This window comes from Roseococcus microcysteis (genome assembly GCF_014764365.1).
Taxonomy (GTDB): domain Bacteria; phylum Pseudomonadota; class Alphaproteobacteria; order Acetobacterales; family Acetobacteraceae; genus Roseococcus; species Roseococcus microcysteis.
This window is the reverse complement of sequence record NZ_CP061718.1, coordinates 1,797,551-1,820,257: the sequence shown is the minus strand read 5'-3', so window position 1 is coordinate 1,820,257 and position 22,707 is coordinate 1,797,551. Positions and strand designations below refer to the sequence as shown.

22 protein-coding genes are annotated in these 22,707 nt (G+C 71.9%); 11 read left to right on the top strand and 11 right to left on the bottom strand.

Annotation, left to right across the window (positions count from 1 at the left end):
• Positions 1–13: 13 nt before the first annotated feature.
• Positions 14–328, top strand: coding sequence for an integration host factor subunit alpha (locus tag ICW72_RS08740; protein ID WP_191085838.1), 315 nt, complete (start codon positions 14–16; stop codon positions 326–328).
• Positions 325–702, top strand: coding sequence for a MerR family transcriptional regulator (locus ICW72_RS08735; protein ID WP_191085837.1), 378 nt, complete (start codon positions 325–327; stop codon positions 700–702). The genes ICW72_RS08740 and ICW72_RS08735 overlap by 4 nt, the downstream gene beginning before the upstream one ends.
• Positions 703–707: 5 nt before the next feature.
• Here the strand turns inward: ICW72_RS08735 and ICW72_RS08730 are convergent, their stop codons facing one another.
• Positions 708–2,786: an ATP-binding protein gene (locus ICW72_RS08730; protein ID WP_191085836.1), complete on the bottom strand. Its 2,079-nt coding sequence runs from the start codon at positions 2,784–2,786 to the stop codon at positions 708–710.
• A complete protein-coding gene (locus tag ICW72_RS08725) occupies positions 2,749–3,276 on the bottom strand; it encodes an adenine phosphoribosyltransferase (RefSeq protein ID WP_191086192.1) in 528 nt (175 codons plus the stop codon). Before ICW72_RS08725 ends, ICW72_RS08730 begins: the two co-directional genes overlap by 38 nt.
• 84 nt (positions 3,277–3,360) lie before the next feature.
• On the opposite strand from ICW72_RS08725, the gene ICW72_RS08720 reads away from it, so the two are divergent.
• Together ICW72_RS08720 and ICW72_RS08715 are read left to right on the top strand one after the other, a co-directional pair.
• Positions 3,361–4,524, top strand: coding sequence for an IS4 family transposase (locus tag ICW72_RS08720; RefSeq protein WP_191086069.1), 1,164 nt, complete (start codon positions 3,361–3,363; stop codon positions 4,522–4,524).
• Between the two features lie 163 nt (positions 4,525–4,687).
• Entirely contained in the window at positions 4,688–4,888 is a 201-nt protein-coding gene (locus ICW72_RS08715) for a DUF2842 domain-containing protein (RefSeq protein WP_191085835.1), read from the top strand.
• Between the two features lie 103 nt (positions 4,889–4,991).
• Here the strand turns inward: ICW72_RS08715 and proC are convergent, their stop codons facing one another.
• The 5 genes from proC to mutM all read right to left on the bottom strand — a co-directional run bounded on the left by proC (position 4,992) and on the right by mutM (position 9,616).
• The gene (gene proC / locus ICW72_RS08710) at positions 4,992–5,801 is read right to left on the bottom strand and encodes a pyrroline-5-carboxylate reductase (RefSeq protein ID WP_191085834.1); all 810 of its coding nucleotides are present in this window, start codon (positions 5,799–5,801) and stop codon (positions 4,992–4,994) included.
• A gap of 2 nt (positions 5,802–5,803) precedes the next feature.
• The gene (dnaA, locus tag ICW72_RS08705) at positions 5,804–7,225 is read right to left on the bottom strand and encodes a chromosomal replication initiator protein DnaA (protein ID WP_191085833.1); all 1,422 of its coding nucleotides are present in this window, start codon (positions 7,223–7,225) and stop codon (positions 5,804–5,806) included.
• A gap of 303 nt (positions 7,226–7,528) precedes the next feature.
• Positions 7,529–7,801 carry a 30S ribosomal protein S20 gene (rpsT, locus tag ICW72_RS08700; RefSeq protein ID WP_184386521.1) on the bottom strand — a complete coding sequence of 91 codons (273 nt, stop codon included), beginning with the start codon at positions 7,799–7,801 and terminating at the stop codon, positions 7,529–7,531.
• A gap of 130 nt (positions 7,802–7,931) precedes the next feature.
• On the bottom strand, positions 7,932–8,708 hold the full coding sequence (locus tag ICW72_RS08695; protein WP_191085832.1) for an enoyl-CoA hydratase: 777 nt from the start codon (positions 8,706–8,708) through the stop codon (positions 7,932–7,934).
• 11 nt (positions 8,709–8,719) lie between these two features.
• Complete coding sequence (gene mutM / locus ICW72_RS08690) at positions 8,720–9,616, bottom strand: bifunctional DNA-formamidopyrimidine glycosylase/DNA-(apurinic or apyrimidinic site) lyase (RefSeq protein WP_191086191.1); 897 nt, start codon at positions 9,614–9,616, stop codon at positions 8,720–8,722.
• Positions 9,617–9,681: 65 nt separating this feature from the next.
• Here mutM and ICW72_RS08685 point away from each other — a divergent pair, with 65 nt between their 5' ends.
• The 5 genes from ICW72_RS08685 (at position 9,682) to dnaQ (ending at position 13,123) form a co-directional block, all read left to right on the top strand.
• Complete coding sequence (locus ICW72_RS08685; protein ID WP_191085831.1) at positions 9,682–10,425, top strand: class I SAM-dependent methyltransferase; 744 nt, start codon at positions 9,682–9,684, stop codon at positions 10,423–10,425.
• 4 nt (positions 10,426–10,429) lie between these two features.
• Positions 10,430–10,858, top strand: coding sequence for a PaaI family thioesterase (locus ICW72_RS08680; protein WP_191085830.1), 429 nt, complete (start codon positions 10,430–10,432; stop codon positions 10,856–10,858).
• A gap of 182 nt (positions 10,859–11,040) precedes the next feature.
• The gene (locus tag ICW72_RS08675) at positions 11,041–11,862 is read left to right on the top strand and encodes a shikimate dehydrogenase (protein ID WP_191085829.1); all 822 of its coding nucleotides are present in this window, start codon (positions 11,041–11,043) and stop codon (positions 11,860–11,862) included.
• Positions 11,859–12,446 carry a dephospho-CoA kinase gene (gene coaE / locus ICW72_RS08670; protein WP_191085828.1) on the top strand — a complete coding sequence of 196 codons (588 nt, stop codon included), beginning with the start codon at positions 11,859–11,861 and terminating at the stop codon, positions 12,444–12,446. Before ICW72_RS08675 ends, coaE begins: the two co-directional genes overlap by 4 nt.
• A complete protein-coding gene (gene dnaQ / locus ICW72_RS08665; RefSeq protein ID WP_191085827.1) occupies positions 12,443–13,123 on the top strand; it encodes a DNA polymerase III subunit epsilon in 681 nt (226 codons plus the stop codon). The genes coaE and dnaQ overlap by 4 nt, the downstream gene beginning before the upstream one ends.
• On the opposite strand, the gene ICW72_RS08660 is transcribed toward dnaQ, so the two are convergent.
• The 4 genes from ICW72_RS08660 to ICW72_RS08645 form a co-directional block, all read right to left on the bottom strand.
• Positions 13,095–13,694 (bottom strand): sugar transferase, encoded by a 600-nt coding sequence (locus tag ICW72_RS08660; protein WP_191085826.1) that lies wholly within the window; start codon positions 13,692–13,694, stop codon positions 13,095–13,097. The two genes, dnaQ and ICW72_RS08660, sit on opposite strands and share 29 nt — an antisense overlap.
• The gene (locus ICW72_RS08655) at positions 13,687–14,904 is read right to left on the bottom strand and encodes an O-antigen ligase family protein (protein WP_191085825.1); all 1,218 of its coding nucleotides are present in this window, start codon (positions 14,902–14,904) and stop codon (positions 13,687–13,689) included. The genes ICW72_RS08660 and ICW72_RS08655 overlap by 8 nt, the downstream gene beginning before the upstream one ends.
• Positions 14,901–15,743 carry a hypothetical protein gene (locus ICW72_RS08650; protein WP_191085824.1) on the bottom strand — a complete coding sequence of 281 codons (843 nt, stop codon included), beginning with the start codon at positions 15,741–15,743 and terminating at the stop codon, positions 14,901–14,903. Before ICW72_RS08650 ends, ICW72_RS08655 begins: the two co-directional genes overlap by 4 nt.
• A gap of 161 nt (positions 15,744–15,904) precedes the next feature.
• On the bottom strand, positions 15,905–17,458 hold the full coding sequence (locus ICW72_RS08645; RefSeq protein WP_191085823.1) for a heparinase II/III domain-containing protein: 1,554 nt from the start codon (positions 17,456–17,458) through the stop codon (positions 15,905–15,907).
• 138 nt (positions 17,459–17,596) lie between these two features.
• Between ICW72_RS08645 and ICW72_RS08640 the strand changes: the two genes are divergently transcribed.
• Both ICW72_RS08640 and ICW72_RS08635 read left to right on the top strand, forming a co-directional pair.
• Positions 17,597–20,347: a polysaccharide biosynthesis/export family protein gene (locus ICW72_RS08640; RefSeq protein ID WP_191085822.1), complete on the top strand. Its 2,751-nt coding sequence runs from the start codon at positions 17,597–17,599 to the stop codon at positions 20,345–20,347.
• Positions 20,348–20,487: 140 nt separating this feature from the next.
• On the top strand, positions 20,488–22,686 hold the full coding sequence (locus tag ICW72_RS08635; protein WP_223880924.1) for a YjbH domain-containing protein: 2,199 nt from the start codon (positions 20,488–20,490) through the stop codon (positions 22,684–22,686).
• Positions 22,687–22,707: the final 21 nt, after the last annotated feature.

Genomic DNA, 22,707 nt, shown 5'->3' with positions numbered 1-22,707 from the left:
TGGGTGGGGCACCATGGAAACCTTGACGCGGGCCGGGCTGGCGGAAGCCATCTATGCCGAGGTGGGTCTGTCGCGGCATGAATCCGCCGACCTGCTGGAAGCCGTGCTGGAGCGCATCTCTTCCACGCTGGAATCGGGCGAGACGGTGAAGATCTCGGGCTTCGGCACCTTCCTGCTGCGCGAGAAGGGCCAGCGCATCGGCCGCAACCCCAAGACCGGGGTGGAGGTGCCCATCCTCCCCCGCCGCGTGCTGACCTTCCGGCCGAGCCAGGTGCTCAAGGCGCGCATCAATGGCACGCCCGTCCCGCGCGAGACCGCCCGAACATGAGCGAGACCGCCGAACCCGATTCCCGTGCGCGGCCCCGCAAATCCGCGCAGGCCTTCCGCACCATCAGCGAGGCTTCAGAACAGCTCAACGTGCCGCAGCATGTGCTGCGCTTCTGGGAAACCAAATTCCCCCAGCTCAAGCCGCTCAAGCGGGGCGGGGGCCGGCGCTACTACCGGCCGGAGGATCTCGCTTTGCTGCGGCGCATCTCGGGCCTGCTCTACACCGAGGGCTACACGATCAAGGGCGTGCAGCGCCTGCTGGCCGAGGGCGAGCCTGAAGCCCCGTCGGCGCCCGAGGTGCCCGGCGTGGTGGAGGCGCTGGAAGAGCTGGAGGCCCTCGCGGCGCGGCTGCGGGCCATGGCGGGGCGCGGGTAGCAGCCCTACTCCGCGCCGCCCTCTTCCGAAATCCGCCCCCGGCCTTCGCCCCGCGCCATCGGGAAGGCGGCGATGCTGCGCTCCGCGAGGCCGGGCAGGATGTCCAGGATCTGGCGCCAGGCGGGCTGGTCGGCCCGGCGACATGCTTCTTCCAGGTCGCGTGCCGCATCGCGCAGGGCGATGGCGCCGAAGGTGGCGGCCGAGGCCTTGAGGCTGTGCGCCTCATCCTCCACCCGGGCGGGGTCCGTCAGCCCGTGCATGCGGCGCACGCGGTCCTTGGTTTCGGCGGCGAAGACGCTGATGAGGCGGGGCAGACGGCCCGGCCCCACTGCGGCGCGCAATTCCTCCAGCGTCTCGCGGTCCAGCAGCGGGGCCTGGATCTGCGGCCCGGGCTCGGCCATGGCCGGCAGGGGGCGGCGGGGGCGGCTTGCGATGACGCGCTCCACCGCCCGCAGCAATTCCAGCCGGTCCAGCGGCTTGGGCAGGTGGCCATCCATGCCGACCTCCAGGCAGCGCTCGGCATCGTCGGGCATCACGCTGGCGGTCATGGCGATGATGGGCACCCGGCCGCGCGGGCCACGGATGGCGCGGATGGCACGGGTGGCGGCATAGCCATCCATCAGCGGCATGCGCAGATCCATCAGGATCAGGTCGTAATCGCCGGATTCGGCGCAGGCGGCGGCCTCGGCCCCGTCGCGTGCCAGCTCCACCGTGTAGCCGGCCTTGCGCAGGATCGCGACGGCGACCAGCTGGTTGGCCTTGCCATCCTCGGCCAGCAGGATGCGCCCATGGGCCAGGCTGGGCGGCGTGGCCACCTCGCGCCGGGGGGCGAGGCGGCTGGGCGGTGCGCCCGAGGCCGGCACGGGCGGCAGGGGCAGGTCGAAGAAGAAGGTGCTGCCGCGGCCGGGCGTGCTGTCCACCGCGATCTGTCCGCCCATCAGCGACACCAGCCGCTGGCAGATGGCGAGCCCCAGGCCCGATCCCGGCTGATCGCCCCCCGCGCCGATCTGGGTGAAGCGGGTGAACAGCTTCTGGCGCAGCTTGGGCGGGATGCCGATGCCGGTGTCGGTCACGGCGAAGCCCACATGGCCTTCGGGCAGGGCGGCCAAGCGCAGCTCCACGCTGCCGCGATGGGTGAACTTCACCGCGTTGTCCGCCAGGTTCATCAGCACTTGGCGGATGCGCATGGCATCGCCGACCAGCTGCGCGGGCAGCAGGTGGTCCAGGCTGGCCGACAGCTCGATGCCCTTCTCGGCCGCCGCCGGGGCCAGCAGGTCCAGCACATCCTTCACGATGTCGGCCAGGCTGAAGGGGGCGGGGTGGATGTCGAGCTTGCCGGCCTCGATGCGCGACAGGTCCAGCAGCTCGTTCACGGTCTGCAGCAGGGTGGCGCCGCAGCGGCGCGCGGTCTCGGCATAGGCGCGCTGCTCGGCGTCGAGCGGCGTGTCCAGCAGCAGGGAGAGCGTGCCCATGACGCCATGCAGCGGCGTGCGGACCTCGTGGCTGGTGAAGGCCAGGAAGTCGCTCTTTTCCTGGCTGGCGCGTTCGGCGGCGCGGCGGGCCTTGGCGGCCTCCTTCTCGGCGCGCTTGCGGGCGGTGACATCGTGCTGGATGCCCACGAAGGCCAGCAGCGTGCCCGCCGCGTCAAAGACGGGCGAGAGGCGCAGCTCATTGGTGAAGCGGCGGCCGTCGCGGCGGTGGTTGGTGAATTCCACTGTCACGGGCTTGCGGTCCGCGATGGCGCGGCGCAACGCCCGCACGGCCGTGACTTCGGTGGACTTGCCCTGGAGGAAGCGGCAGTTGCGGCCCAGCACCTCCTCGGCCGAGTAGCCGGTGATCTGCGCGAAGGCCGGGTTCATGAAGACGATGGGGCAGTCATGCAGGGAGGGGTCGGCGAGAGTGATGCCCGTGGGCGCGGCCGCGATGGCGAGCGCCAGCACGCCATCCAGCCCAGCGGCCGAGATGGCGTTGCCACTGCCGTCCAGATAGGCGTTGCCGCCCGCGTCCCGGCGGATCTCCGGCGGGGCCGGAGCCCGCGGGGGGGCGCTATTCGTCGTAGGCGAGGAGGGTTTCGACGGGGACATCGAGGCGCCTCCTTCCGCCAAGGAAGGTCAGCTCCAGCATGGCGGCGACGGCGGGCACCTCGGCGCCGGCCTGGCGCAGCAGGGCCACGCCCGCCGCCATGGTGCCGCCGGTGGCCAGCAGGTCATCGAGCAGGACCACGCGCTGCCCGGGGGTGATGGCGTCGGCCTGCATCTCGATCCGGTCGGTGCCGTATTCCAGCGCGTAGTCCAGGCCGATCGTTTCGCCCGGCAGCTTGCGCGGCTTGCGGAGCATGATGAAGCCGAGGCCGAGTTCGAGCGCCAGCGGGGCGGCCAGCAGGAAGCCGCGGCTCTCGATGCCAGCCAGCACCTGGGGGCGGTGCGGGGTGATGCGCTCCGCCATGGCCGCCATGGCGGCCTTCCAGGCTTGCGCATTCCTGAGCAAGGTCGAGATGTCGTAGAAGAGGATTCCGGGCTTGGGAAAATCCGGGATGCCACGGATGTGGCGCTTGAGTTCGCTCTCTGCAAGAATCCCTCATTTCCGGTGACGCGGTTCTGGCGCCGATTCGGCGGGGTTCTGTAGCTGTTCCAAGCTTGGTCGGTTTGGAGCATGGACATGGTGGAGCGGGGTCGGACAGGTGGGCGGCTTGAGGATGTCCGTGCCTTCATTGGCGGCGTCTACGGGCCTGATCTGCACGCCAAGCGGGTTGATGCCCTGGCCGGCGCGACGCTGGGCGTGATGGCCGGCGCATCGCTCGCGGTGTCGCTGATCGGCCAGGCGCTGGCGCAGGCCCGAGGCCTTTCGACCAAGCACGCGGTCAAGCAGGTCGACCGGCTGATGAGCAACGCCGGCATCGACGTGTGGGACAGCTTCGCCCGTTGGGTGCCGCAGCAGGTGGGCCCCCGTCCCGACATCCTGGTGGCAATGGACTGGACCGAGTTTGCCCATGACGGCCAGTCGACCCTGGTGCTGAGCTTGGTCACCGGCCATGGCCGGGCGGCCCCGCTGATCTGGCTTTCCGTCTGGAAGGAGGAACTGGCCGACCGGCGCAACGACTATGAGGACGCCTGCCTGCGTCGCCTGGCCGAGACGCTGCCGCCGGACTGCCGGGCGACGATCCTGGCCGACCGCGGCTTCGGCGACCAAAAGCTGTTCGCGTTCCTGGCCGAGTTGGGCTTCGGCTACGTCATCCGCTTCCGCGGCAACATCCACGTCACCGATGCCGCCGGCGAGACCCGGCCCGCGGCCGAGTGGGTGGGCAAGGGCGGCCGCGCCCGCAAGCTGCGCGATGCGCGGGTGACCGCGCAGGGCCAGCCGGTGGGTGCGGTGGTGTGCGTGCATGCCAGGGGCATGAAGGAGCCTTGGTGCCTGGCGGCCAGCGACCCCGAGGCGACGGCGGCCATGCTGGTCAACCACTATGCCCGGCGCTGGACCATCGAGCCGCAGTTCCGCGACACCAAGGACCTGCGCTTCGGCATGGGGCTGTCGGCGACGCGTGTCGGTGAGCCCATGCGACGGGACCGGTTGCTGCTGGTCAGCGCCTTCGCCATGGCGCTGCTGACGCTGCTCGGCACCGTCGGAGAGAGCCTGGGGATGGACCGCCAACTCAAGTCAAACACATCGAAGACCCGAAGCCATTCGCTGTTCCGCCAGGGCTGCATGCTCTACGAACTGATCCCGAACATGCCCGAGCACAGGCTCGCGCCGCTGATCCAGGCCTTTGCCAAAGCCCTCTCAAACGCAGCCGAATTCAACGGCATGTTCGCTCAGCAGAAATGAGGGGATCGCTGAGCTCTGTCACGGCTTTCTTCGGTGCTCGGCGGGCGGTCCGAGACGGACCGCGCAGGAATTCGCCTCCGGCAAGACTACGCCGCCCCGCCAGTAATTCGCAAGCTCGCCCACCGCTTTATGGCAATGTTCCGCAGGAGATCAGGTCAACACCATGTCACGCACCTCTCTCGCCATCCTGATCGGCGTCGTCGGATTTGTTTTGTATATTTTGGCAGTGGTTGCGCTGGGCGATCATGTGGTGCTGGCGCACTGGGCCGTTCAGACAGTTTATTACGTTGTGGCAGGGATTATCTGGGTCTGGCCGGCCAAATGGCTGATGATCTGGGGCGCCGGTGGCAGGCGTGCGGAGTAGGCCCGCCGCCTCTTTAGCGTGGGATGTATTGACGTGGCATGACCGAAAACGCGGAAGCCCGCTCTCGATCATGGCGGGGGAGGCTGCGTGACAGCAGCGCGCTTCAGCCCGCCAATTCGCGGGAGCGCGCGGTGGCGGCGGCGATGGCCTCGCGCATCAGCTCGGGCAGGGCGCCCTCGCGCATCAGCACGGCCAGCGCGCGTTCCGTCGTGCCCTTGGGGCTGGTGACGGCCCGGCGCAGCGCCGCTGCATCCTGGTCGCTCGCGCCCAGCAGGGCGCCGGAACCCGCGACCGTGGCGCGCGCCATGCGGCGGGCAAGGTCGGGCGGCAGGCCCTGGTCGAGGGCGGCGGCCTCCATCACCTCGGCCAGCAGGAAGACATAGGCCGGCCCGCCGCCCGAGACGGCGGTGACGGCGTCAATCATGCCCTCATCCTCCACCCAGGCGGCCTCGCCGATGGCGGAGAGCAGCCGGTCGCAGAGGTCGCGTTGGCCCGCCTCCACACCAGGGCCCGCGAAGCCCACGGTGAAGCCCTGGCGCACGGCGGCGGGCGTGTTGGGCATGGCGCGCACCACCCGGGCCTCGGGGCCGAGCAGCGCGGAGAGCCCCGCCACCGTCTTGCCCGCCATGATGGAGAGGAACACCACCTCCGGCCGGGCGAAGGGCGCCAGCGCGGGGATGGCCACCGGCGCCTCCTGCGGCTTGGTGGCCAGGATGACGGCGGCGGGCTGGAAACCCGCCGGGATTTCGGCGGTGGTGGCGACATGGCGCACGCGCCCGGCGAAACCCGCCATGGCGGGCGCATGGGGCTCGACCACCACCGTCTCGGGCGGCAGCCCCTGTTCGAGCCAGCCCGACAGCATGGCCCCGCCCATCTTGCCGCAACCGAGAAGCAGCAGGGGGGGAAGCGCCATGGTCACATCTCCAGCATCTTGCGCAGCAGGGACACGTCCTCCGCGAAGGTCGGGTCTTCCTGCATCAATTCCGTGATCTTGTTCACCGCGTGCAGCACCGTGGTGTGGTCGCGGTTACCGAAGCGTTTGCCGATCTCGGGCAGGGAGCGCGAGGTCAGCTGCTTCGCCAGGTACATCGCCACCTGGCGCGGCCGCGCCACGGCGCGGGAGCGGCGGGCGGAGGCCATCTCGGTCAGGCGGATGTTGTAGTGCTCGGCCACCTTGCGCTGGATGTCGTCAATGGACAGGCGCTTGTCATGCGCGCGCAGGATGTCCGACAGCACCTCGGGCACGCTCTCCAGCGTGATGGGCCGGCCGAAGAGGCGGGCATGCGCCACGATCCGGTTCAGCGCGCCTTCCAGGTCGCGGACATTGGAGGCGATCTTGCGCGCCAGCAATTCCAGCACCCGCGCCGGCACCTCCACCCCCGCATGGGCCGCCTTGGCCTGGAGGATGGACAGGCGCAGTTCATAGGTGGTGGCGTGCAAATCGGCCACGATGCCGCCCGAGAGGCGCGTCCGCAGCCGGTCCTCGATGCCCGAGAGATCATTCGGCGCCTTGTCGGCCGAGATGATGATCTGCTTGCCTGCGTCGATCAGCGCGTTGAAGGTGTGGAAGAACTCTTCCTGCGTGTTGTCCTTGCCGATCAGGAACTGCAAATCGTCCACCATCAGCACATGGACCGAGCGCAGCTGCGTCTTGAACTCCATGATGTTCTGCGTCCGCAGCGCATTGATGAAGCGGTACATGAACTTCTCGGCGGACATGTAGGCGATCTGCAGCTCCGCCTCGCGCTCGCGCAGGGACCAGGCGATCGAGTGCATCAGATGCGTCTTGCCCAGCCCCACCCCGCCATAGAGAAACAGCGGGTTGAACCCCGCCTGGGCCGGGCGTTCGGAGACGCGGCGGGCGCAGGCATGGGCGAATTCATTGGGCTTGCCGACCACGAAGCTGTCGAAGGTGAAGCGCGGGTCGAGCGGCACCAGCCAGTCATTCTTCCCGCCCTCGGCGGCGGCGGGTGCGGCGGGCGGGGGGCTCAGGCTCTCGGCGAGACCGGGGGGCGAGGCGGGCGCGGCCACGGCCTCCTGCACCAGCTCCGGCGCCTCGGCCGCCACGCGCAATTCCACGCGGCGCACGCCGCCCATCTCGGCCTGGCACAGCACGCGCAGGCGGTCGCCGTAATGGTCGCGCACCCAGTCACGCAGGAAGCGGGTGGGAAGGGTGATATGCGCGACATCCCCCTCCAGGCCCGAGAGGGTGAGCTGGCGCAGCCAGGTCCGATACTCCACATCGCCCACCTCCTGGCGGAGGCGGCTGCGAACCTTGGCCCAGGCCGTGGCGGCCTTCCCGGCATTCGGGGGGAGTTCGCCGGCTTCGTGATTCATTCCCGACCTCTGCCTCTCCACCGCGGAGATGTTTCCGCACAACCTTCCGGGAGGCGAATCCCGGAGAACCAATTGCAACCTATCCGGGCCCCGAGGGCCGTAGGGCCCACCCGCCTTTCACCTTGCGTGCAACAGTAACTGAGTCCGGCTCAAGAAGTGAACGTCACTTCGCGGGACTCTGAAACAGAGCGACACATGTGGCATAGAAACACCACTGTCACGAAGGCATGCGGACGCAGTAATGCGGACCGAAGGGGAAATCCCCTTCAGCCGCACAACAGCTGGTTATTTTGAGGGCAGGCCTCAGGCCGCGGCGCTGAGCGCCTTGATCCGGGCCGAAAGCCGCGAGAGCTTGCGGGCCACGGTGTTCTGATGGAGCACGCCCTTGGTCACGGCACGCTGCATCTCAGGCTGGGCCTCGCGGAACGCGGCCTCGGCCTTGGGCTTGTCCGCGGTGGCGATGGCCAGTTCCAGCTTGCGCAGGAAGGTGCGCACGCGCGAACGGCGCATACGGTTGCGCTCGGTGCGCTTCGCGGTCTGACGGATGCGCTTGCGCGCGGAAGCGTTGTTGGCCATGGGCGGGCGGGCTATCGCTCTATGTCAAGTGAAAAGGATGGAGCAGCGAAGGCGAGGCCGCCGCTGCGCGAGGCACGGTCTTACGCCGGCCCCCCCGCAACGTCAACCCGGGAGCGGCCGGCGGGCCAACTCAGCGGTTGCGGAAGTTCGGCGCGCGCTTCTCGGCGAAGGCGGCCATGCCCTCCTTCTGGTCCTCCGTCGCGAAGAGGGAATAGAAGATCTTGCGCTCGAAGCGCACGCCCTCGGCCAGCGTCGTCTCGAAGGCGCGGTTCACGCTTTCCTTGGCGATGGCGACGGAGGGGGCCGACAGGCTCGCGATCTTGGCGGCGACCTTGCGCGCCTCGTCCAGCAGCTGGTCGGCCGGCACCACGCGGGCGACCAGGCCGCAGCGCTCGGCCTCCTCGGCGTCCATCATCCGGGCGGTCAGCACCAGGTCCATGGCCTTGGCCTTGCCCACGGCCCGCGTCAGCCGCTGGGTGCCGCCGGCGCCGGGGATGATGCCGAGGTTGATCTCGGGCTGGCCGAACTTCGCCGTGTCGGCCGCAATGATCATGTCGCACATCATGGCCAGCTCGCAGCCGCCGCCCAGCGCGAAGCCCGCAACCGCCGCGATGACGGGCTTCTTGATGGTGGGCACCACCTCCCAGTTCGCGGTGATGAAGTCCTCGAAATACACATCCGGGTAGGTGCGGGCCTGCATCTCCTTGATGTCGGCGCCGGCGGCGAAGGCCCGCTCGCTGCCCGTGATGATGATGGCGGCGATGGCGGGGTCCGCGTCATAGGCGCGCAGCGCCTCGCCCAGCTCGCGCATCAGCTGGTCGCACAGCGCGTTCAGCGCCTTGGGGCGGTTGAGGCGGATGAGGGCGGTGGCGCCCTCCGTCTCGGTCAGGATCATGTCATACGCCATGTGGGCGGTCCTCAACGCTGGTGTTTGGGGCAGTAGAAGGTGGATCGGCCGGACTGCACAAGCCGCGTGATCCCGGGGCAGCGGGGCGGGCCGGGGCAGTCGCGGCAGGGCTGGCCCTCGCGGTCATAGACGTCGAAGCGGTCCTGGAAGCGCCCCACCTCGCCATCCGCGCGGACATAGTCGCGCAGGCTGGAGCCCCCGGCCGCGATGGCCTCGCGCAGCACGGCCTGGATCGCGCCATGCAGCCGCGCGGCCCGCGCACCTGGAATGGTGGCCGAAAGCCGGCGCGGCGAGATGCCCGCGCGGAACAGCGCCTCGCACACATAGATGTTGCCGAGGCCGGCCACCGTCTTCTGGTCCAGCAGCGCGGCCTTGATGGGGGTGAAGCGGCCTTCCAGCGCCTTCTCCAGCGCGGCGATGGTGAAGCCTTCCTCCAGCGGTTCCGGCCCCAGCCCCGCCAGCAGCTTGTGGCTGTCCTCGGCCTCGCGCGGCACGAGGTCGAGGCTGCCGAAGCGGCGGGGGTCCACGAAGCCCACGCGCCAGCCGCCCTCGGTCTCCATCACCAGGTGCTCATGGGCTTCGGGTGGCGCGTTGTGGCCGCGCGCGTCCGACGCGGCACCCTGTGGGCCCGTCCGGGGCACGAAGGGCGCGTCGCGGTGCCGCGCCACCATCCGGCCCGACATGCCGAGGTGGATCAGCACGCTATCGCGCCCCTCCAGCCGCATCAGCATGTATTTGCCACGCCGGCGAAACCCTTCCACCCGCGCGCCCGCCAGCGTGGCGGCCAGGTGCGCGGGCAGGGGCCAGCGCAGGTCGGGCCGGCGCAGCTCCGCCATGCGGATCACCTGGCCCTCCAGAACGGCGGCAAGTCCGCGCATGACGGTCTCGACTTCGGGCAATTCGGGAATGGCGGGCCTCCTTCGCGCGTGCGCCCCTCATGGTGCAGTTCGGCCCCGCGCGCTATATCCCCGGCATGACCGACACGCCCACCGTCGATTTCGGCTTCAAGACCGTCCCGGCCGAGGAAAAGGCCACCCTGGTGCGGGAGGTCTTCGACAGCGTCGCCCCTCGCTACGACGTGATGAACGACCTCATGTCGCTCGGCGTGCATCGCGTCTGGAAGCGCATCTTCATCAACGCCATCCAGCCGCGGCCGGGCGAGACGCTGCTCGACCTCGCGGGCGGCACCGGGGATATCAGCTTCCTGGCGCTCAAGGCCGGCGCGGGGCGCGTCATCTGCTCGGACATCAATGCCGAGATGCTGCAGGTGGGGCAGGGGCGCGCGCTGGAGCGGGGCTTCGCCCATGGCCTCTCCTTCCTCTGCGCCGATGCCGAGCACCTGCCTTTGCCGGACCGCAGCGTGGAGAAGGTCAGCATGGCCTTCGGCCTGCGCAACTGCACCGACAAGGACGCGGTGCTGCGCGAGGTGCGGCGCGTGCTGCGGCCGGGCGGGCGGTTCCATTGCCTGGAGTTTTCCAAGCTGGAAATCGCGGCGCTGGCGCCCCTCTACGACGCCTGGTCCTTCAAGGCGCTGCCGGCCATCGGTGGCCGTATCGCCAAGGACAGCGAGAGCTATCGCTATCTGGCCGAGAGCATCCGCACCTTCCCCGACCAGGCCACGCTGGCCCGCAAGATGGAGGCGGCGGGGCTGGAGCGCGTGGCGCACCGCAACCTTTCCGGCGGCATCGTCGCCATCCACACGGGCTGGAGGCTCTGAGGGCATGCCGTTTTCCGAGATGCAGAAGCGCATTGATGCGAGCTTCGCGCAGCAGGGCCTGATGCGCGTGATCGAGGCGCGCATCAGCGAGGTCGCCCCCGGCCGCTGCACCATCGAGGCGCCCTTCCGCAAGACGCTGACCCAGCAGCAGGGCTTCCTGCATGCGGGCGTGCTGACCACGCTGGCCGACAATGCCTGCGGCTATGCCACCCTCTCCCTCCTGCCGCCGGGGCAGGAGGTGCTGACGGCCGAACTGAAGGTGAATTTCCTCCGCCCGGCGCGCGGCGTGATGGCCATTGCCCGCGCCGAGGTGCTGAAGCCCGGCCGGACGCTGACGGTGGCGCGGGCGGAGGTCTGGATGCGGGCCGAGGATGGCTCGGAGGTTCTTTGCGCCGCCATGCAGGCGACGCTGGTGCCCTCGGCGATCATTTAATCCCCACGAAATCGCTGCGCGCTTTCGTGGGGGCGCCCTATCCCCAACAAGTCGCCTTCGGCGCCTTGCCGGGGGCCCCGAATCGGCGTTGATCCTGGCAGGGTTCGTGCCGGCCACGGCAAAGCCGCGGCCGGTTTGCACGCGGGCCGTTTGTTTGGGCGCGCTGGTTCTGGGAGGGTGCGTTGATCTCTGGCAAGGCCAGGCTGGCGGGGGTGGCGGGGTGGCCCGTGTCGCATTCGCGCTCGCCCCGCATGCACAACCACTGGATCGCGGCGCATGGGCTGGATGCCGCCTATGTCCCGCTGGCCATCCCGCCCGAGCGCTTCGCCGAATGCGTTCGCGCACTCGCCGCCTGCGGCTTTCGCGGCATGAACGTGACCATCCCGCACAAGGAAGCCGCCTTCGCCCTCTGCGACGAGGTGACGCACCGCGCCCGCCGCGCCGGGGCCGTGAACACGCTGGTCTTCGCGGACGGCCGCATCACCGGCGACTGCACGGATGGCTTTGGCTTCCTCGCCTCGCTGGGCGGCTATGACGCCGCCTCGGGCCCGGCCGTGGTGCTGGGCGCGGGCGGGGCGGCGCGGGCCATCGCGGCCGCGCTGCTCGATGCGGGGGCGCCGCGCGTCACGCTGGTCAACCGCTCCCGCGCGCGGGCGGAGGCGCTGGCCGAAGCCCTGGGCGGCCCGGTGGAGGTGGCCGAGGCGCCCCCGCTCGACGGCGCCGCCCTGCTGGTGAACGCCACCAGCCTCGGCATGGCCGGCCAGCCGCCGCTGGAGTTAGACCTCGCCCCGCTGCCACCCCACGCCCTGGTGGCGGACATCGTCTATGTGCCGCTGGAAACCCCGTTGCTCGCCGCCGCCCGCGCCCGCGGCCTGCGCGCCGTGGGTGGCCTCGGCATGCTGCTGCACCAGGCGCGGCCGGGTTTCGAGGCCTGGTTCGGCGTGATGCCCGAGGTGGACCAGGCGCTCTTCGACATGCTCGCCGCGGACATCCCCGCCCGATGAAGGTGTGGGGCCTCACCGGCAGCATCGGCATGGGCAAGTCCACCGCCGCCGCCGCCTTCCGCCGCCTGCGCGTGCCGGTCTTCGATGCCGACGCCGCCGTGCATGCCCTGCAAGGCCCGCGCGGCCGCGCCGTGCGCCCCATTGAGGCCGAATTCCCCGGCACCACCAACGCCCAGGGCGTGAACCGCGAGGCGCTGCGCCGCGCCGTCCTCGGCAACCCGACGGCGCTGACCCGGCTGGAGCGCATCGTCCACCCGCTGGTGCGCGACGAGCAGCGCCGCTTCCTGGCCCGCGCGCGGGCGCGCGGCGCTTCGCTGGTGGTGCTGGACATCCCCCTGCTGTTCGAGACGCGGCGGGATCTGCGGGAGTTCGACGCCATCCTGGTCGTTTCCGCCCCCGCCCGCGTGCAGCGCGCCCGCGTGCTGGCGCGCGGCGGCATGACGCCCGAAAGGCTCGACGCCATCCTCGCCCGCCAGATGCCCGACGCCCAGAAGCGCCGCCGGGCCACCCATGTCATCCGCACCGGCCTGTCGCGCCACCACGCCCAGGCCGCGGTGCGGCGCCTCGTGAAGGATGCGCGATGAGGGAGATCATCCTCGACACCGAGACCACGGGCTTCGAACCCAGCGAAGGCCACCGCGTCATCGAGGTCGCGGCCATCGAGGTGATGAACCTGCTGCCCACGGGCCGCTTCTACCACGCCATCATTGACCCGCAGCGCGACGTGCCGCCCGAGGCCTCGCGCATCCATGGCTTCACCCGTGCGGACCTGGAGGGCAAGCCGCTCTTCGCCGCGCAGATGGACGCGATGCTGGCCTTCCTGGGCGACAGCCCCATCGTCGCCCACAACGCGCCCTTCGACTTCAAGCACCTGGACGCCGAGCTGGTGCGCGCCGGCCGCCCGCCGCTCGACGCCGCGCGCATGGTGGACAGCCTGGCGCTGGCCCGCGAACGCTTCCCCGGCGCGCCCAACAGCCTGGACGCGCTGTGCCGCCGCTTCGAAATTGATCTGAGCGAACGCACCACCCACAACGCGCTGCTGGACGTGCGCCTGCTGGCCCAGGTCTATCTGGAACTGCGCGGCGGCCGGCAGCTTGGCCTGACGCTGGGTGCGGCGCCCTTCGCGGCGGCCGCGCTGGTGCAGGCGACGGAGGCCGCCGCCCCGCGCACCCCACGCCCCATCCAGGTCCCGGAGGAGCGCGCGGCGGCGCACGCGGCCTTTCTGGGCAAGCTCAAGGACCCTCTCTGGAATCGCCTCTGAATTCCGGCATGGTGGCGTGGCCCTCCGCCGCCACGCCGCGGCCGCGCAGCAGCACCGCCGCGCAGCGCAGGATGATGACGGCATCGCCCCAGGCCGTGACGCGCGCGGCATAGCGCGCATCCCATTCCAGCCGCTCCTCCCAGGGCACGGCGTTGCGGCCCATGGATTGCGCCAGGCCGCACAGACCCGGGCGCACGCGAAGCCGTTCCGCCTGGCGGGGGGTGTAGCGGGGGGTATAGGCCGGCGGCAGGGGACGGGGGCCGACCAGGCTCATCTCGCCGCGCAGCACGTTCACCAGCTGCGGCAGCTCATCCAGCGCGGTGGCCCGCAGGGCGCGGCCGAGCGGCGTCAGGCGCTCGGCATCACTGCCGGTTCCATCGCGCATGCTGCGGAACTTCCACAGGGTGAAAGGCACGCCGCCTTGCCCCGCGCGCTCCTGCCGGAACAGCACGGGCCGGCCCAGTCGCCACCAGACCAGCAGGGCCACCGCCGCCAGGACCGGCGACAGCAACAACAGCAGCAGCGCCGCCCCCGTCACATCGAGCAGCCGCTTGCCGACCGCGCTATACATGGCGGGGCAGGGCGTGGCGCGCCCGCGCCTCCACCCCCAGCGAGAGGGCGAGGCCCAGGGTGAACCACACCATCCGGTTGCCCAGATCGGTCGAGACCATGGCCGAGAGCGCCACCGGCAACCCTATGGCGAAGACTTCCGCTGCCCGCACCGGCGCCACACGCAGCGCCAGCCGCAGCGCCACGCCGGTGGCGCCGAGGAAGGTGAGGCCCCAGAGCAGCAGCCCGACGGCGCCGCCCTCGACCAGCGCCTCCAGCGCGTGGTTGTGCGGGTGCAGGCCGCGATCCAGCCCCACCCCGATGGCCGGCGGAAAGCCGCCCGGCCCAAGCCCGGCCCAGCCACCCAGCCGCCAGGCCTCGGTCCAGAGCTGCCCGCGGGCGCTGTCCAGCGCGGGGCCGGGCCGCAGCAGGCGTTCCAGCGTGGCCAATTGGTCGGACAGCGCCGGCAGCACCCAGAGCGCCGCCAGCCCCGCGCCCCCCGCCACGCCCACCGCCCCCAGCCACAGCGCCGCGGCGCCAAGCCGCCCCTGCAACAGGAACAGCAGCGCCGGCCCCGCCGCCACGGAGACGAGCAAGGCCAGGAAGGCCGCCCGCCCCCCCGGCAGCAGCGCCAGCGCGCCCAGCAGCAGCAGCACCAGCCCCCAGCCGATCCGCGCCCGGCCCGCCGACTGGGTGAAGCGCAGCGCCACCAGCCCGCCGGCGCAGGCCAGCGCCAGCCCCACGATCTGGTAGGCGACGCGCAGCCGCGTTGGGTCGCGCCCTATTTCGCCGCCCAGAACCAGGCTGCCGCGCCAGAGACCCAGCGCCACCGACAGCCCGACCAGCAGCCCGATGGCGATGGTGGCCGCCATGAAGCCCGCCCGCGCGCGGGCATCGGCGCCGAGCAGCAGACCGGACGCCAGCATGAACGGCCCCAGCAGCAGGATGTCACGCAGGCGTTCGGAGGCGCCGGCGGGCCAGGGGCTCCAGGCCGAGGCCACCACCCACCACAGCCAGAGCAGCCCGCAGCCCAGCAAGGGCGGGCCGAGCCAGGGCGAGAGCACCACCTCGCGCGTCGCCAGCAGCAGCACCAACCCCGCCAATGTCGCGGCCAGCGCCAGCACGGTCAGGTCCACCGGCAGCCGCGCCAGGGGCTCCACCGCCTTCAGCGCGCCGGCGAAGTGCAGCACCGCCCCCGCCACCCCCGCGAAGAGGGCGAGGCCCGCGCTCATCCCGCGCGGTCGGCGCGGCCGCGCGTCAGCGCGGGTTCGCGCCGCAGGACGGGGCCGGGTGGCCAGGTGGCGAGGTTGGGCGCGGGGCGTGGGGCCGGCCCACGCAGCAGCAGCAGCGCCGTGGCGCCCAGCAACCCGGCCAGCGTGACGCCCACCGCCAGCAGCGCCAGCAGCAGCGGCCGGTTGGGCACGGAGGGCCGCAGCGCGGCGGCGGCCGGTGAGACAAGGCGCGCCGCCGCCGCCTCATCCGCCGCCACCACCAGCGCCGCGCGCTGCTGCTGCGCCAGAAGCTCGTGCAGGGTGTTGCGGAGGAACAGGTCCTGCTCCGTGCGCAGCCGCGCCTCCAGCGCCAGGATGCGGCGCGAGGCGAGTTCGGCCAGCGTCTCGCGCACCCGTGCCTCGGCCGCGGCATGGATGCGCTCCAGCATCGCCAGCGCGAGCGCGCGGTCGCGGTGGACGAGGTCCAGCGTCCAGGTCACGGAGGTGAGCGAGGCGGTGGCCGCCAGGTTGCGCTCCAGATAGGCCTGCACGTCATCCACATCGGCCTCGATGCGCAGGCCGAGCCATTCCCGCACCGGCCCCAGCGGCGGCGCGGCGCGGCGTTCGGTGAGCGCCGCCAGGATGGCGGTGTCGCGCGCCACGGCCTGCGCCGTCTCGGGCGTGCGGAGCGCGGCAAGATAGACGGCGAAATTGCCGCCCGGCCGCTGGTCCAGAAGAGAGGGCTGGAGGAAGGGCGCCGGCGTCAGCAGGGCGGAGGTGGCGATGCCGGTGGTCTCGGCCGGGGCCACGACCAGCCGCGCCACATGGCTTTGCGGCCAAAGCCAAATGAGCGTCGCCAACAGGACATAGGTGATCGCGCCCAGGAGGAGTAACCGCCCGCGCAAACGCCAAAGTCCCCGGAGCACATCATCCAGGCCCACAACACCCCGTCCAGGCCGGGTGGCCCGACCAACCGGGGGTGAAATAACTCCATTCGCTAAGGTAAATGCAACCGAAAGCGTCAGGGCAGGGTGATGCGGGTCTCGATCCGGGCGGGGCCGGGGCCCAGCGCCACCTCCAGAACCGGCGCGGGCGAGGCCTGGCCATAGGCGAGGCTTTCCTCGCCCATCACCAGGCGGTGGCGGAGCGGCTGGTCGGCCGTGACCTCGATGCGCGCCAGGGGGCCGACCACGCCCGTCTCGGTCGGCCGCCATTCGCCGGGGGCAAGGCGCCAGCGGAGAACGGCCTCACGGTGGGGGCCCGCGATGCTGTCGCGCACCGTCCAGACCCGCCCCTCGGCCGTGACCTCGCGCGCATGGCGGCGGCCGCGATGGTCGCGCATCCAGCCGCCATCGGGCAGCGGCCCCGTGCGGGGCCAGCGGGCGAAGAGAAAGGTGCCGACGCGCGGCATCTGGTCCTCGCCGTCGAAGCCGATGGTGTTGTGGGCAGCCGTGCCCTGGAAGGCGGCCGCCCGCGCCGGGTCGGAAGGGTTGTAGGCGAAGCTGCCGCCATCGCGCAGCAGGTTCGCCGGCCCGTCCCAGAGGTCCAGGTGCAGAAGGTCCGCATGGCCCGGGCGGAAGCGCAGCGGGCCGGTGCGGAGGATGGCCCGCGCCCCCTCCGCGCTGCGGCCGAGGAAGCCCTGGCTTTGCCACTGCGCCTCGCGGAACAGCGGTGATTCGGGTCGGGGCAGGCCCAGCGCGGCGCAGCCGGGGTCATCGGGGAAGCCCGCCGTGGCGTCGCAGAACATCCGCGCCGCGCGCTCCACGCTGCCGCGCGCGTCATCGGGGCCGCAGCCCGAGAGGTCGGCCACGCAGCTGCCATCCTGGTGACCGATGCGGGGCAGGGCGCCCGTCTGCCGGCAGGTGAGGCGGTCCAGCCAGTCGGTCGCGGCGCCCAGCCGCCCGCGCGCCTCGGGTGTCAGCGGCGGGCCGCCCATGCGGGTGCGCAGCCATTCGGTGACGGCCGCCACGTCCAGCATCATGCGGTGATAGGCGGGGCTGGGCTGGGCGAAGCTGCCATCGGGGTGGACGAGGCGCGCCACCGAGGCCTCGAAGCGCCGCGCGCCGCGCGCGGCCATGGTGGCGTCACCCAGGCTCAGCCCGCAGAGCATCAGCCCCGCGGCCTCGCTGATCGGGTGGTTGTTGTCCTGCGCCATGGCATAGGCGGGGTTGGCGGCGATGCGGCGCGCCAGGGCCGTGACGACCTCGGCCGGGGCCTGGACCCGCGCGATCTGCGCCGCCAGCAGCAGGTGCAGCGCCCGCAGCGCCGCTTCCTGCCCGCACAGCCAGAGGGGGCCGCGAAAAGGCGGGTGGGACGCCAACCAGGCGCGGGCCTCCTGCATGGCGTGCGCGCCATGGCCGGCGAGGGCCAGGGCGGGCAGCCCGGCCCAGCGATGCGCCTCCCACAGCGGCCGCAAATCCTCCTCGCCCAGCGTGTCGGTGTGGGTGAGGCCGGGCAGGGCACGCCGCAGCCGACGTCGCGCCCATGGCCCACGGCCCAGCAGCGCCAGCGCGACGGGCCTGAGGCCCAGCTGCCGCGCGGCGCTCAATCTCAGGAACCAGAGGGATTGCGACATGGGCCGGCGAAAGGCGCGCGCGAAGGTTGCATCAGGCATCAATTTCCATGCAAGAATTGCCCTTAACAGGAAAGAAAGTGTTGTCGTGTCACCCTTCAAGTTCACCGTTTTTGGGACATGGCTTCTTCTTAACCTGATATGGGGGGTTTCGGCACCTGTCATCGCGCAATCCGCGCTGGTGGGCCCGCCCAGCCTGCCCCCGAACTTGTCCGCGCCGCTGCCGCAGACCTTGCCGGGCGGCGCGCCCATACCCGGCCTGCCGCCGGCCGCGCAGCAGGAGATTTTGCAACGCCTGCTCGATGCCGGGGCGGGGCGGACCATGGGGGGCGCACCGCCGCCGCAGGGCTTGGCACCGGCCCCGCCACGCCCCCCGCGCCGCCCGCCACCCTGCCGCCCGCCTGGACCCAGGCGCCCACCCCCGCCGCGCCCGCCCAGGCGGAGGCGCCCTTCTCGCCCGTCGAGCAGTTCTTCGCCGGCCGCCTGACCACGCCGCTGCGCCAATTCGGCTATGACAGCTTCGCCGCCGGCCCACCCGGCACGCCGGGCTTCGGCGCCACGCCGGATGACTACGTCATCGGCCGCGACGACGAGGTCATCATCGCCTTCCGCGGCCGCGCCCGCAGCACCCTGAACCTGCGCGTGACGCGCGAGGGCATGTTGATCCTGCCCGACCTGCTGCCCATCGTCGCCGCGGGCCGAACCTTGCGGGACCTTCGGGGCGAACTGGAATCCCGCGCCCAACGTGAGCTCCAGGGCAGCGAGGTCTTCGTCACGCTGGGCCAGATGCGCCAGGTGACGGTCTTCGTGGGGGGCGAGGTGGGGCGGCCGGGGGTCGTCACCCTCTCGCCGCTCGGCAATGTGCTGGATGCGCTGGTGGCGGCGGGCGGCGTGCGGCCCACCGGCACGCTGCGCAACATCCGCGTGGAGAGCGGCCAAGGGCGGCGGCGCGTGGACCTCTACCCCGTCATCGCGGGCGAGGGCGAGCCGCCCGATCTCTCCCTGCGCGAGGGCGAGCGCATCCTCGTGCCCCCCATCGGCGGCGTGGTGGCGCTGGGCGGCGAGGTGGCGCGCCCGGCCATCTATGAACTGCCCGCCGGCGCCGCCAGCGCCCCCCTGGGCGAGATGCTGCGCTTCGCCGGTGACGCGCTGCGCCCCGCCGGCAACCGCTATTTGCTGGAAACGACCGACCCCGAGGGCCGCCGCGCCTTCCGCGAGATCAGCCTGACCAGCCCCCTGCGCCGCGGCGATGCGCTGCTGGTGCAGCCGGGCTCGGACGTGCAGTCGCAGCAATTGCGCCTCTCGGGCCATGTGGTGCAGCCCACCACGCGCGCGCTGGGCGGGCGTGGGGCCACTTTGCGCGGGCTGCTGGCCGATTCGCGCATGGTGCGGCCCGACCCCTATGCGCGCATGGGCGTGATCCAGCGCGTGGACCCCCGCACGCGCGGCCGGCGCTTCCAGCCCTTCGACCTCGCCGCCGTGCTGCAAGGCCGGGCCAATTTGCCGCTGGCGGAGGGCGACGAGGTCATCATCATCTCGATGGCCGACATTGCCTGGCTGGCCGCGCCCTCGGTGCAGCGGGCCTTGCGTGGCGAGGTGGGTGGTGCCGTCCCCGCCCCCGGCCTGCCGGTCGCGCTGCCGCAGCCGCGCGGGGGCTCGGGCTTCGCCAGCCCGCCTGTGCCGGAGCCGCAGCCGGGTCTCGAATGCCCGGCGCTGACGCAGCTGGCCGTCGCCGCGCGCTCCTCACCGCAGCGCTTCGCCCATGCGCGGGTGGCGGGTTTTCCGGACATCGGCGCCATACCCTGCCCGCAACTCTTCCTGGACCATCCGGGGCTGCTGGCCTTCCTGCTGGACCAATCGGTGCTGCTCTCGGGCGAGGCGGGGCTGCCTGGCCTCTACCCCATCATGGACAACACCGGGCTGGACGCGCTGCTGGCGGTCGCGGGCAATGTGACCGACACGGCCGACCTCTCCTCGGTGGAACTGGCGCGGGAGCCGGCGGACCAGACCTCGGCCATCCCGCTCAGCCGTCAGGTGCTGGACCTGCGCAGCCGCAACTTCGCGGCCGTGCGCCTGTCGCCGCGCGACGGCATCCGCATTCCGCGCGGCTTCGGCGACCGCGACAGCGGGCCGGTGACGCTGATGGGCGAGTTCCTGCGCCCCGGTGTCTATGAAATCCGGCGCGGGGAGCGGCTGTCGGAGGTGATTGCCCGTGCGGGCGGCCTCACCCCCCAGGCCTACCCCTATGGCGCCGTCTTCACGCGGGAGAGTGTCCGCAACCGCCAGCAGGAGGGTTTCCAGCGCACGGCGCGCGAGATGGAGCAGGGGCTGCTCCAGATGGCGGCCGGCCAGGCCGTGATCGGCAGCGGGCGGGGCGGGGGCGGGACCGATGTCTCGGGCGCCATCGCCGCCGGGCGCGAGATGGCGGCGGCATTGCGTGAGGCCCGCGCCGCCGGGCGCATGGTGGTGGAGGCCAACCCCGTGGTGCTGGCGGGGCGGCCCGAACTCGACGTGCTGCTGGAGCCCGGCGACCTGATCATGATGCCCAAGCGCCCCAATGAGGTGACGGTGGTGGGGGCGGTGCAGAATCCGGGCTCGCTGCAATTCACCTCGGGCTGGCGGGCGACGCGCTATGTCGAGGCGGCGGGCGGGCTGCAACGCTTCGCCGACCAGGGCCGCGCCTTCCTGGTGCTGCCCAATGGCCAGGCGGTGCCGGCCGGCCTGGGCGCCTGGCAGCAGGGCGGGCCGCCCGTGCCGCCGGGCAGCCTGGTGATCGTGCCCAATGACCCCTCGCCCTTCGAACGCTGGGGCTTTCTCCGAGATATCACCCAGCTCGCGAGCCAGGTGGCGATTTCGGCGGCGGCGCTGGCTGTCATCTCCCGGGGGAGATGACAGCTTTTTTTCGCCCTCAGGCGCCGGGCGCGCGCGCCGCGCGCTTGGCGGCGCGCCGCGCGCTGGCGCGCCAGGCCATGAGGGCGGTCTGGGCGCGCCGGCCGCCTTGCGGCCGGTGGGTTGTCGGGGCCGCTCTGGTTGTGGGGCTGCTTCCGCTGCCCGCCCTCGCCCAGGACGGCTTCCAGCCCACCGGCTCCAATTTCGGCCGCGTGGGCCTGCTGGAAATGCCGAACGCCCGCTTCCGCCCGGACGGCACCATCGAGACGGGCATCGCCATCCGTCGCCAACGCTCCTTCTGGACGGTGAACTTCCAGGCGCTGCCCTATCTGGAGACCACCTTCCGCCTGACCGAGCGCCTGAACGCCACCTTGGGCCGAGGCACCAGCAATGACCGCGCCTTCGACCTGAAGCTGCGCCTCTGGGAAGAGGATGAATGGATGCCGGCGCTGGCCATCGGCCTGCAGGACCTGATCGGCACCGGCATCTACCAGGGCGAATACATCGTGGCCTCCAAGCGCTTCTGGGGCTTGGACGCGACGGTGGGGCTGGGCTGGGGGCGGCTCGCCACGGGCGCGGACTTCCCCAACCCGCTGGGGCAGCTCGACGCGCGCTTCCTCACGCGCCCGCGCGGCGTGGGGGCGGGCGGCACCGTCTCGGCCAATTCCTTCTTCCGGGGCGGGCGCGTGGGGGTCTTCGCGGGGCTGGAATACTCCATCCCGCCCATCACCACCCCCTGGGGCGAGATCGAGGGGCTGCGCGCCAAGATCGAATACTCCGCCGACTCCCTGCGCGATGAGCGCGGCGGTTTCCCGGGCCCGCGCCGCAACGCGCGGGGGGATGCGGCCTCGCGCATCAATGCCGGGCTGCAATGGCAGCCCAACCGGCATCTGGACCTCGGCCTCTCCTTCCTGCACGGCACGGACCTGCTGGTGCGCGCCTCGCTGCGCCTGCACCCCGACGACCCGCCCGACCTGCCGCGCCGCCCCCCGCCGCCGATGCTGGCGCGGCCGGAGCCGGTGGCGGAAAGCATCGCCCCGCCCGTCGCTGCGCGCCCCGGCACCCCCGCCGTGCGGCTGATGGCTGCGCTGGCGGGCGGCGTGGGTGGCGGCGCGCGCGCGGGGCTCGCGGGTGGCAGCCCGCGCAACGCGGCGGTGGCGGCGCGCCTCTTTCCCGCCCTGCGTGCCGCGGGCTTCACGCCGCTCGCCTTGGACCTCGAGGGCGCGGAGGCGCGCATCCATGTCGCGGGCGGCCCCTTCCGCACCCTCGCGCAATCCACCGCCCGCGTGGTCCGCGCCGCCCAGCCGCACCTCCCGCCCGAAATCGAGCGCCTGCGCCTGGTGTTCGAGCATGAAGGCGCCGTCACCGCCCGCCTGGTCACGCTGCGGACGGGCTTCGAGGCGCTGGGCCGACACCAGGGCAGCGCGGAGGAGATCTACGCCCTCACCACCCTGCTGCCCGCCACCGCGGAGCACCGCCCGGGCGAGGCACGCGCCGCCACGCCGCGCTTCAGCTGGGGCATCGAGCCACGCCTGAACCTGCAGGTGGGTGACCCGCAGACCTCGGTGCGCTGGCAGGCGGGCATCGCGGCGGGCGGGCGCATCGGGCTCGGCTGGAACATGGGCCTGGCCGGCGCGGTGGAGCAGCGCATCGCGGGCAATCTCGGCGGTGGGCTGCCCAGCGATTCCGTCCTGCCCCGTGTCCGCAGCGACTTCGCGCGCTATGCCAGGGCAGGGTCCACCACCATCCCGGCGCTGTATCTGGAGCGGCTGTGGAACCCGGCGCCGGATGTCTTCGCGCGCGTCACGGGCGGGTATCTGGAACCGATGTTCGCCGGCATCTCGGCCGAAATCCTGTGGCGCCCGCAGGACCGCCCCTGGGCCGTGGGTCTGGAGGTCGCACACGTCGCCCAGCGCGGCTACCGCCAGCTCTTCGACACGCTGGGCTACAGCGTCACCACCGGCCATGTGTCGCTCTACGCGGACCTGCCCTGGCACAACCTCTATGGCGTGCTGCGGGCCGGGCGGTATCTTGCGGGCGACTGGGGCGGGACCATCGAGCTCGGCCGGCGCTTCGACAGCGGCATCGAGGTGGGCGGCTTCGCCACCCTCACCAATGTCCGCTTCCGCGACTTCGGCGAGGGCAGCTTCGACAAGGGCATCTATGTGCGCGTGCCCTTCGACTTCCTGGGGCTGGAAACCCGCTCCCGCGCCAACCTCAACATCCGCCCCGTGCAGCGCGATGGCGGGCAGCGCCTGTCGGTGGACAATGGGCTGTGGGGCGTGACGCGCGACGGGCGGGCGGCGGCGTTGCGGGCGGGCTATGTGGGGTTCGGCAGGTGATCTGGAGCGATGGATTCAGCG

What these genes read in the sequence shown, in the direction of transcription:
- ICW72_RS08640 (WP_191085822.1), top strand. Translation starts at nt 17,597, where the DNA reads ATGGGGGGTTTCGGCACCTGTCATCGCGCAATCCGCGCTGGTGGGCCC.
- dnaA (WP_191085833.1), bottom strand. Translation starts at nt 7,225, where the DNA reads ATGAATCACGAAGCCGGCGAACTCCCCCCGAATGCCGGGAAGGCCGCC.
- ICW72_RS08730 (WP_191085836.1), bottom strand. Translation starts at nt 2,786, where the DNA reads ATGTCCCCGTCGAAACCCTCCTCGCCTACGACGAATAGCGCCCCCCCG.
- ICW72_RS08715 (WP_191085835.1), top strand. Translation starts at nt 4,688, where the DNA reads ATGTCACGCACCTCTCTCGCCATCCTGATCGGCGTCGTCGGATTTGTT.
- ICW72_RS08695 (WP_191085832.1), bottom strand. Translation starts at nt 8,708, where the DNA reads ATGGCGTATGACATGATCCTGACCGAGACGGAGGGCGCCACCGCCCTC.
- ICW72_RS08740 (WP_191085838.1), top strand. Translation starts at nt 14, where the DNA reads ATGGAAACCTTGACGCGGGCCGGGCTGGCGGAAGCCATCTATGCCGAG.
- rpsT (WP_184386521.1), bottom strand. Translation starts at nt 7,801, where the DNA reads ATGGCCAACAACGCTTCCGCGCGCAAGCGCATCCGTCAGACCGCGAAG.
- ICW72_RS08720 (WP_191086069.1), top strand. Translation starts at nt 3,361, where the DNA reads ATGGTGGAGCGGGGTCGGACAGGTGGGCGGCTTGAGGATGTCCGTGCC.
- ICW72_RS08660 (WP_191085826.1), bottom strand. Translation starts at nt 13,694, where the DNA reads ATGTATAGCGCGGTCGGCAAGCGGCTGCTCGATGTGACGGGGGCGGCG.
- ICW72_RS08655 (WP_191085825.1), bottom strand. Translation starts at nt 14,904, where the DNA reads ATGAGCGCGGGCCTCGCCCTCTTCGCGGGGGTGGCGGGGGCGGTGCTG.
- dnaQ (WP_191085827.1), top strand. Translation starts at nt 12,443, where the DNA reads ATGAGGGAGATCATCCTCGACACCGAGACCACGGGCTTCGAACCCAGC.
- coaE (WP_191085828.1), top strand. Translation starts at nt 11,859, where the DNA reads ATGAAGGTGTGGGGCCTCACCGGCAGCATCGGCATGGGCAAGTCCACC.
- ICW72_RS08735 (WP_191085837.1), top strand. Translation starts at nt 325, where the DNA reads ATGAGCGAGACCGCCGAACCCGATTCCCGTGCGCGGCCCCGCAAATCC.
- ICW72_RS08645 (WP_191085823.1), bottom strand. Translation starts at nt 17,458, where the DNA reads ATGTCGCAATCCCTCTGGTTCCTGAGATTGAGCGCCGCGCGGCAGCTG.
- ICW72_RS08680 (WP_191085830.1), top strand. Translation starts at nt 10,430, where the DNA reads ATGCCGTTTTCCGAGATGCAGAAGCGCATTGATGCGAGCTTCGCGCAG.
- proC (WP_191085834.1), bottom strand. Translation starts at nt 5,801, where the DNA reads ATGGCGCTTCCCCCCCTGCTGCTTCTCGGTTGCGGCAAGATGGGCGGG.
- ICW72_RS08685 (WP_191085831.1), top strand. Translation starts at nt 9,682, where the DNA reads ATGACCGACACGCCCACCGTCGATTTCGGCTTCAAGACCGTCCCGGCC.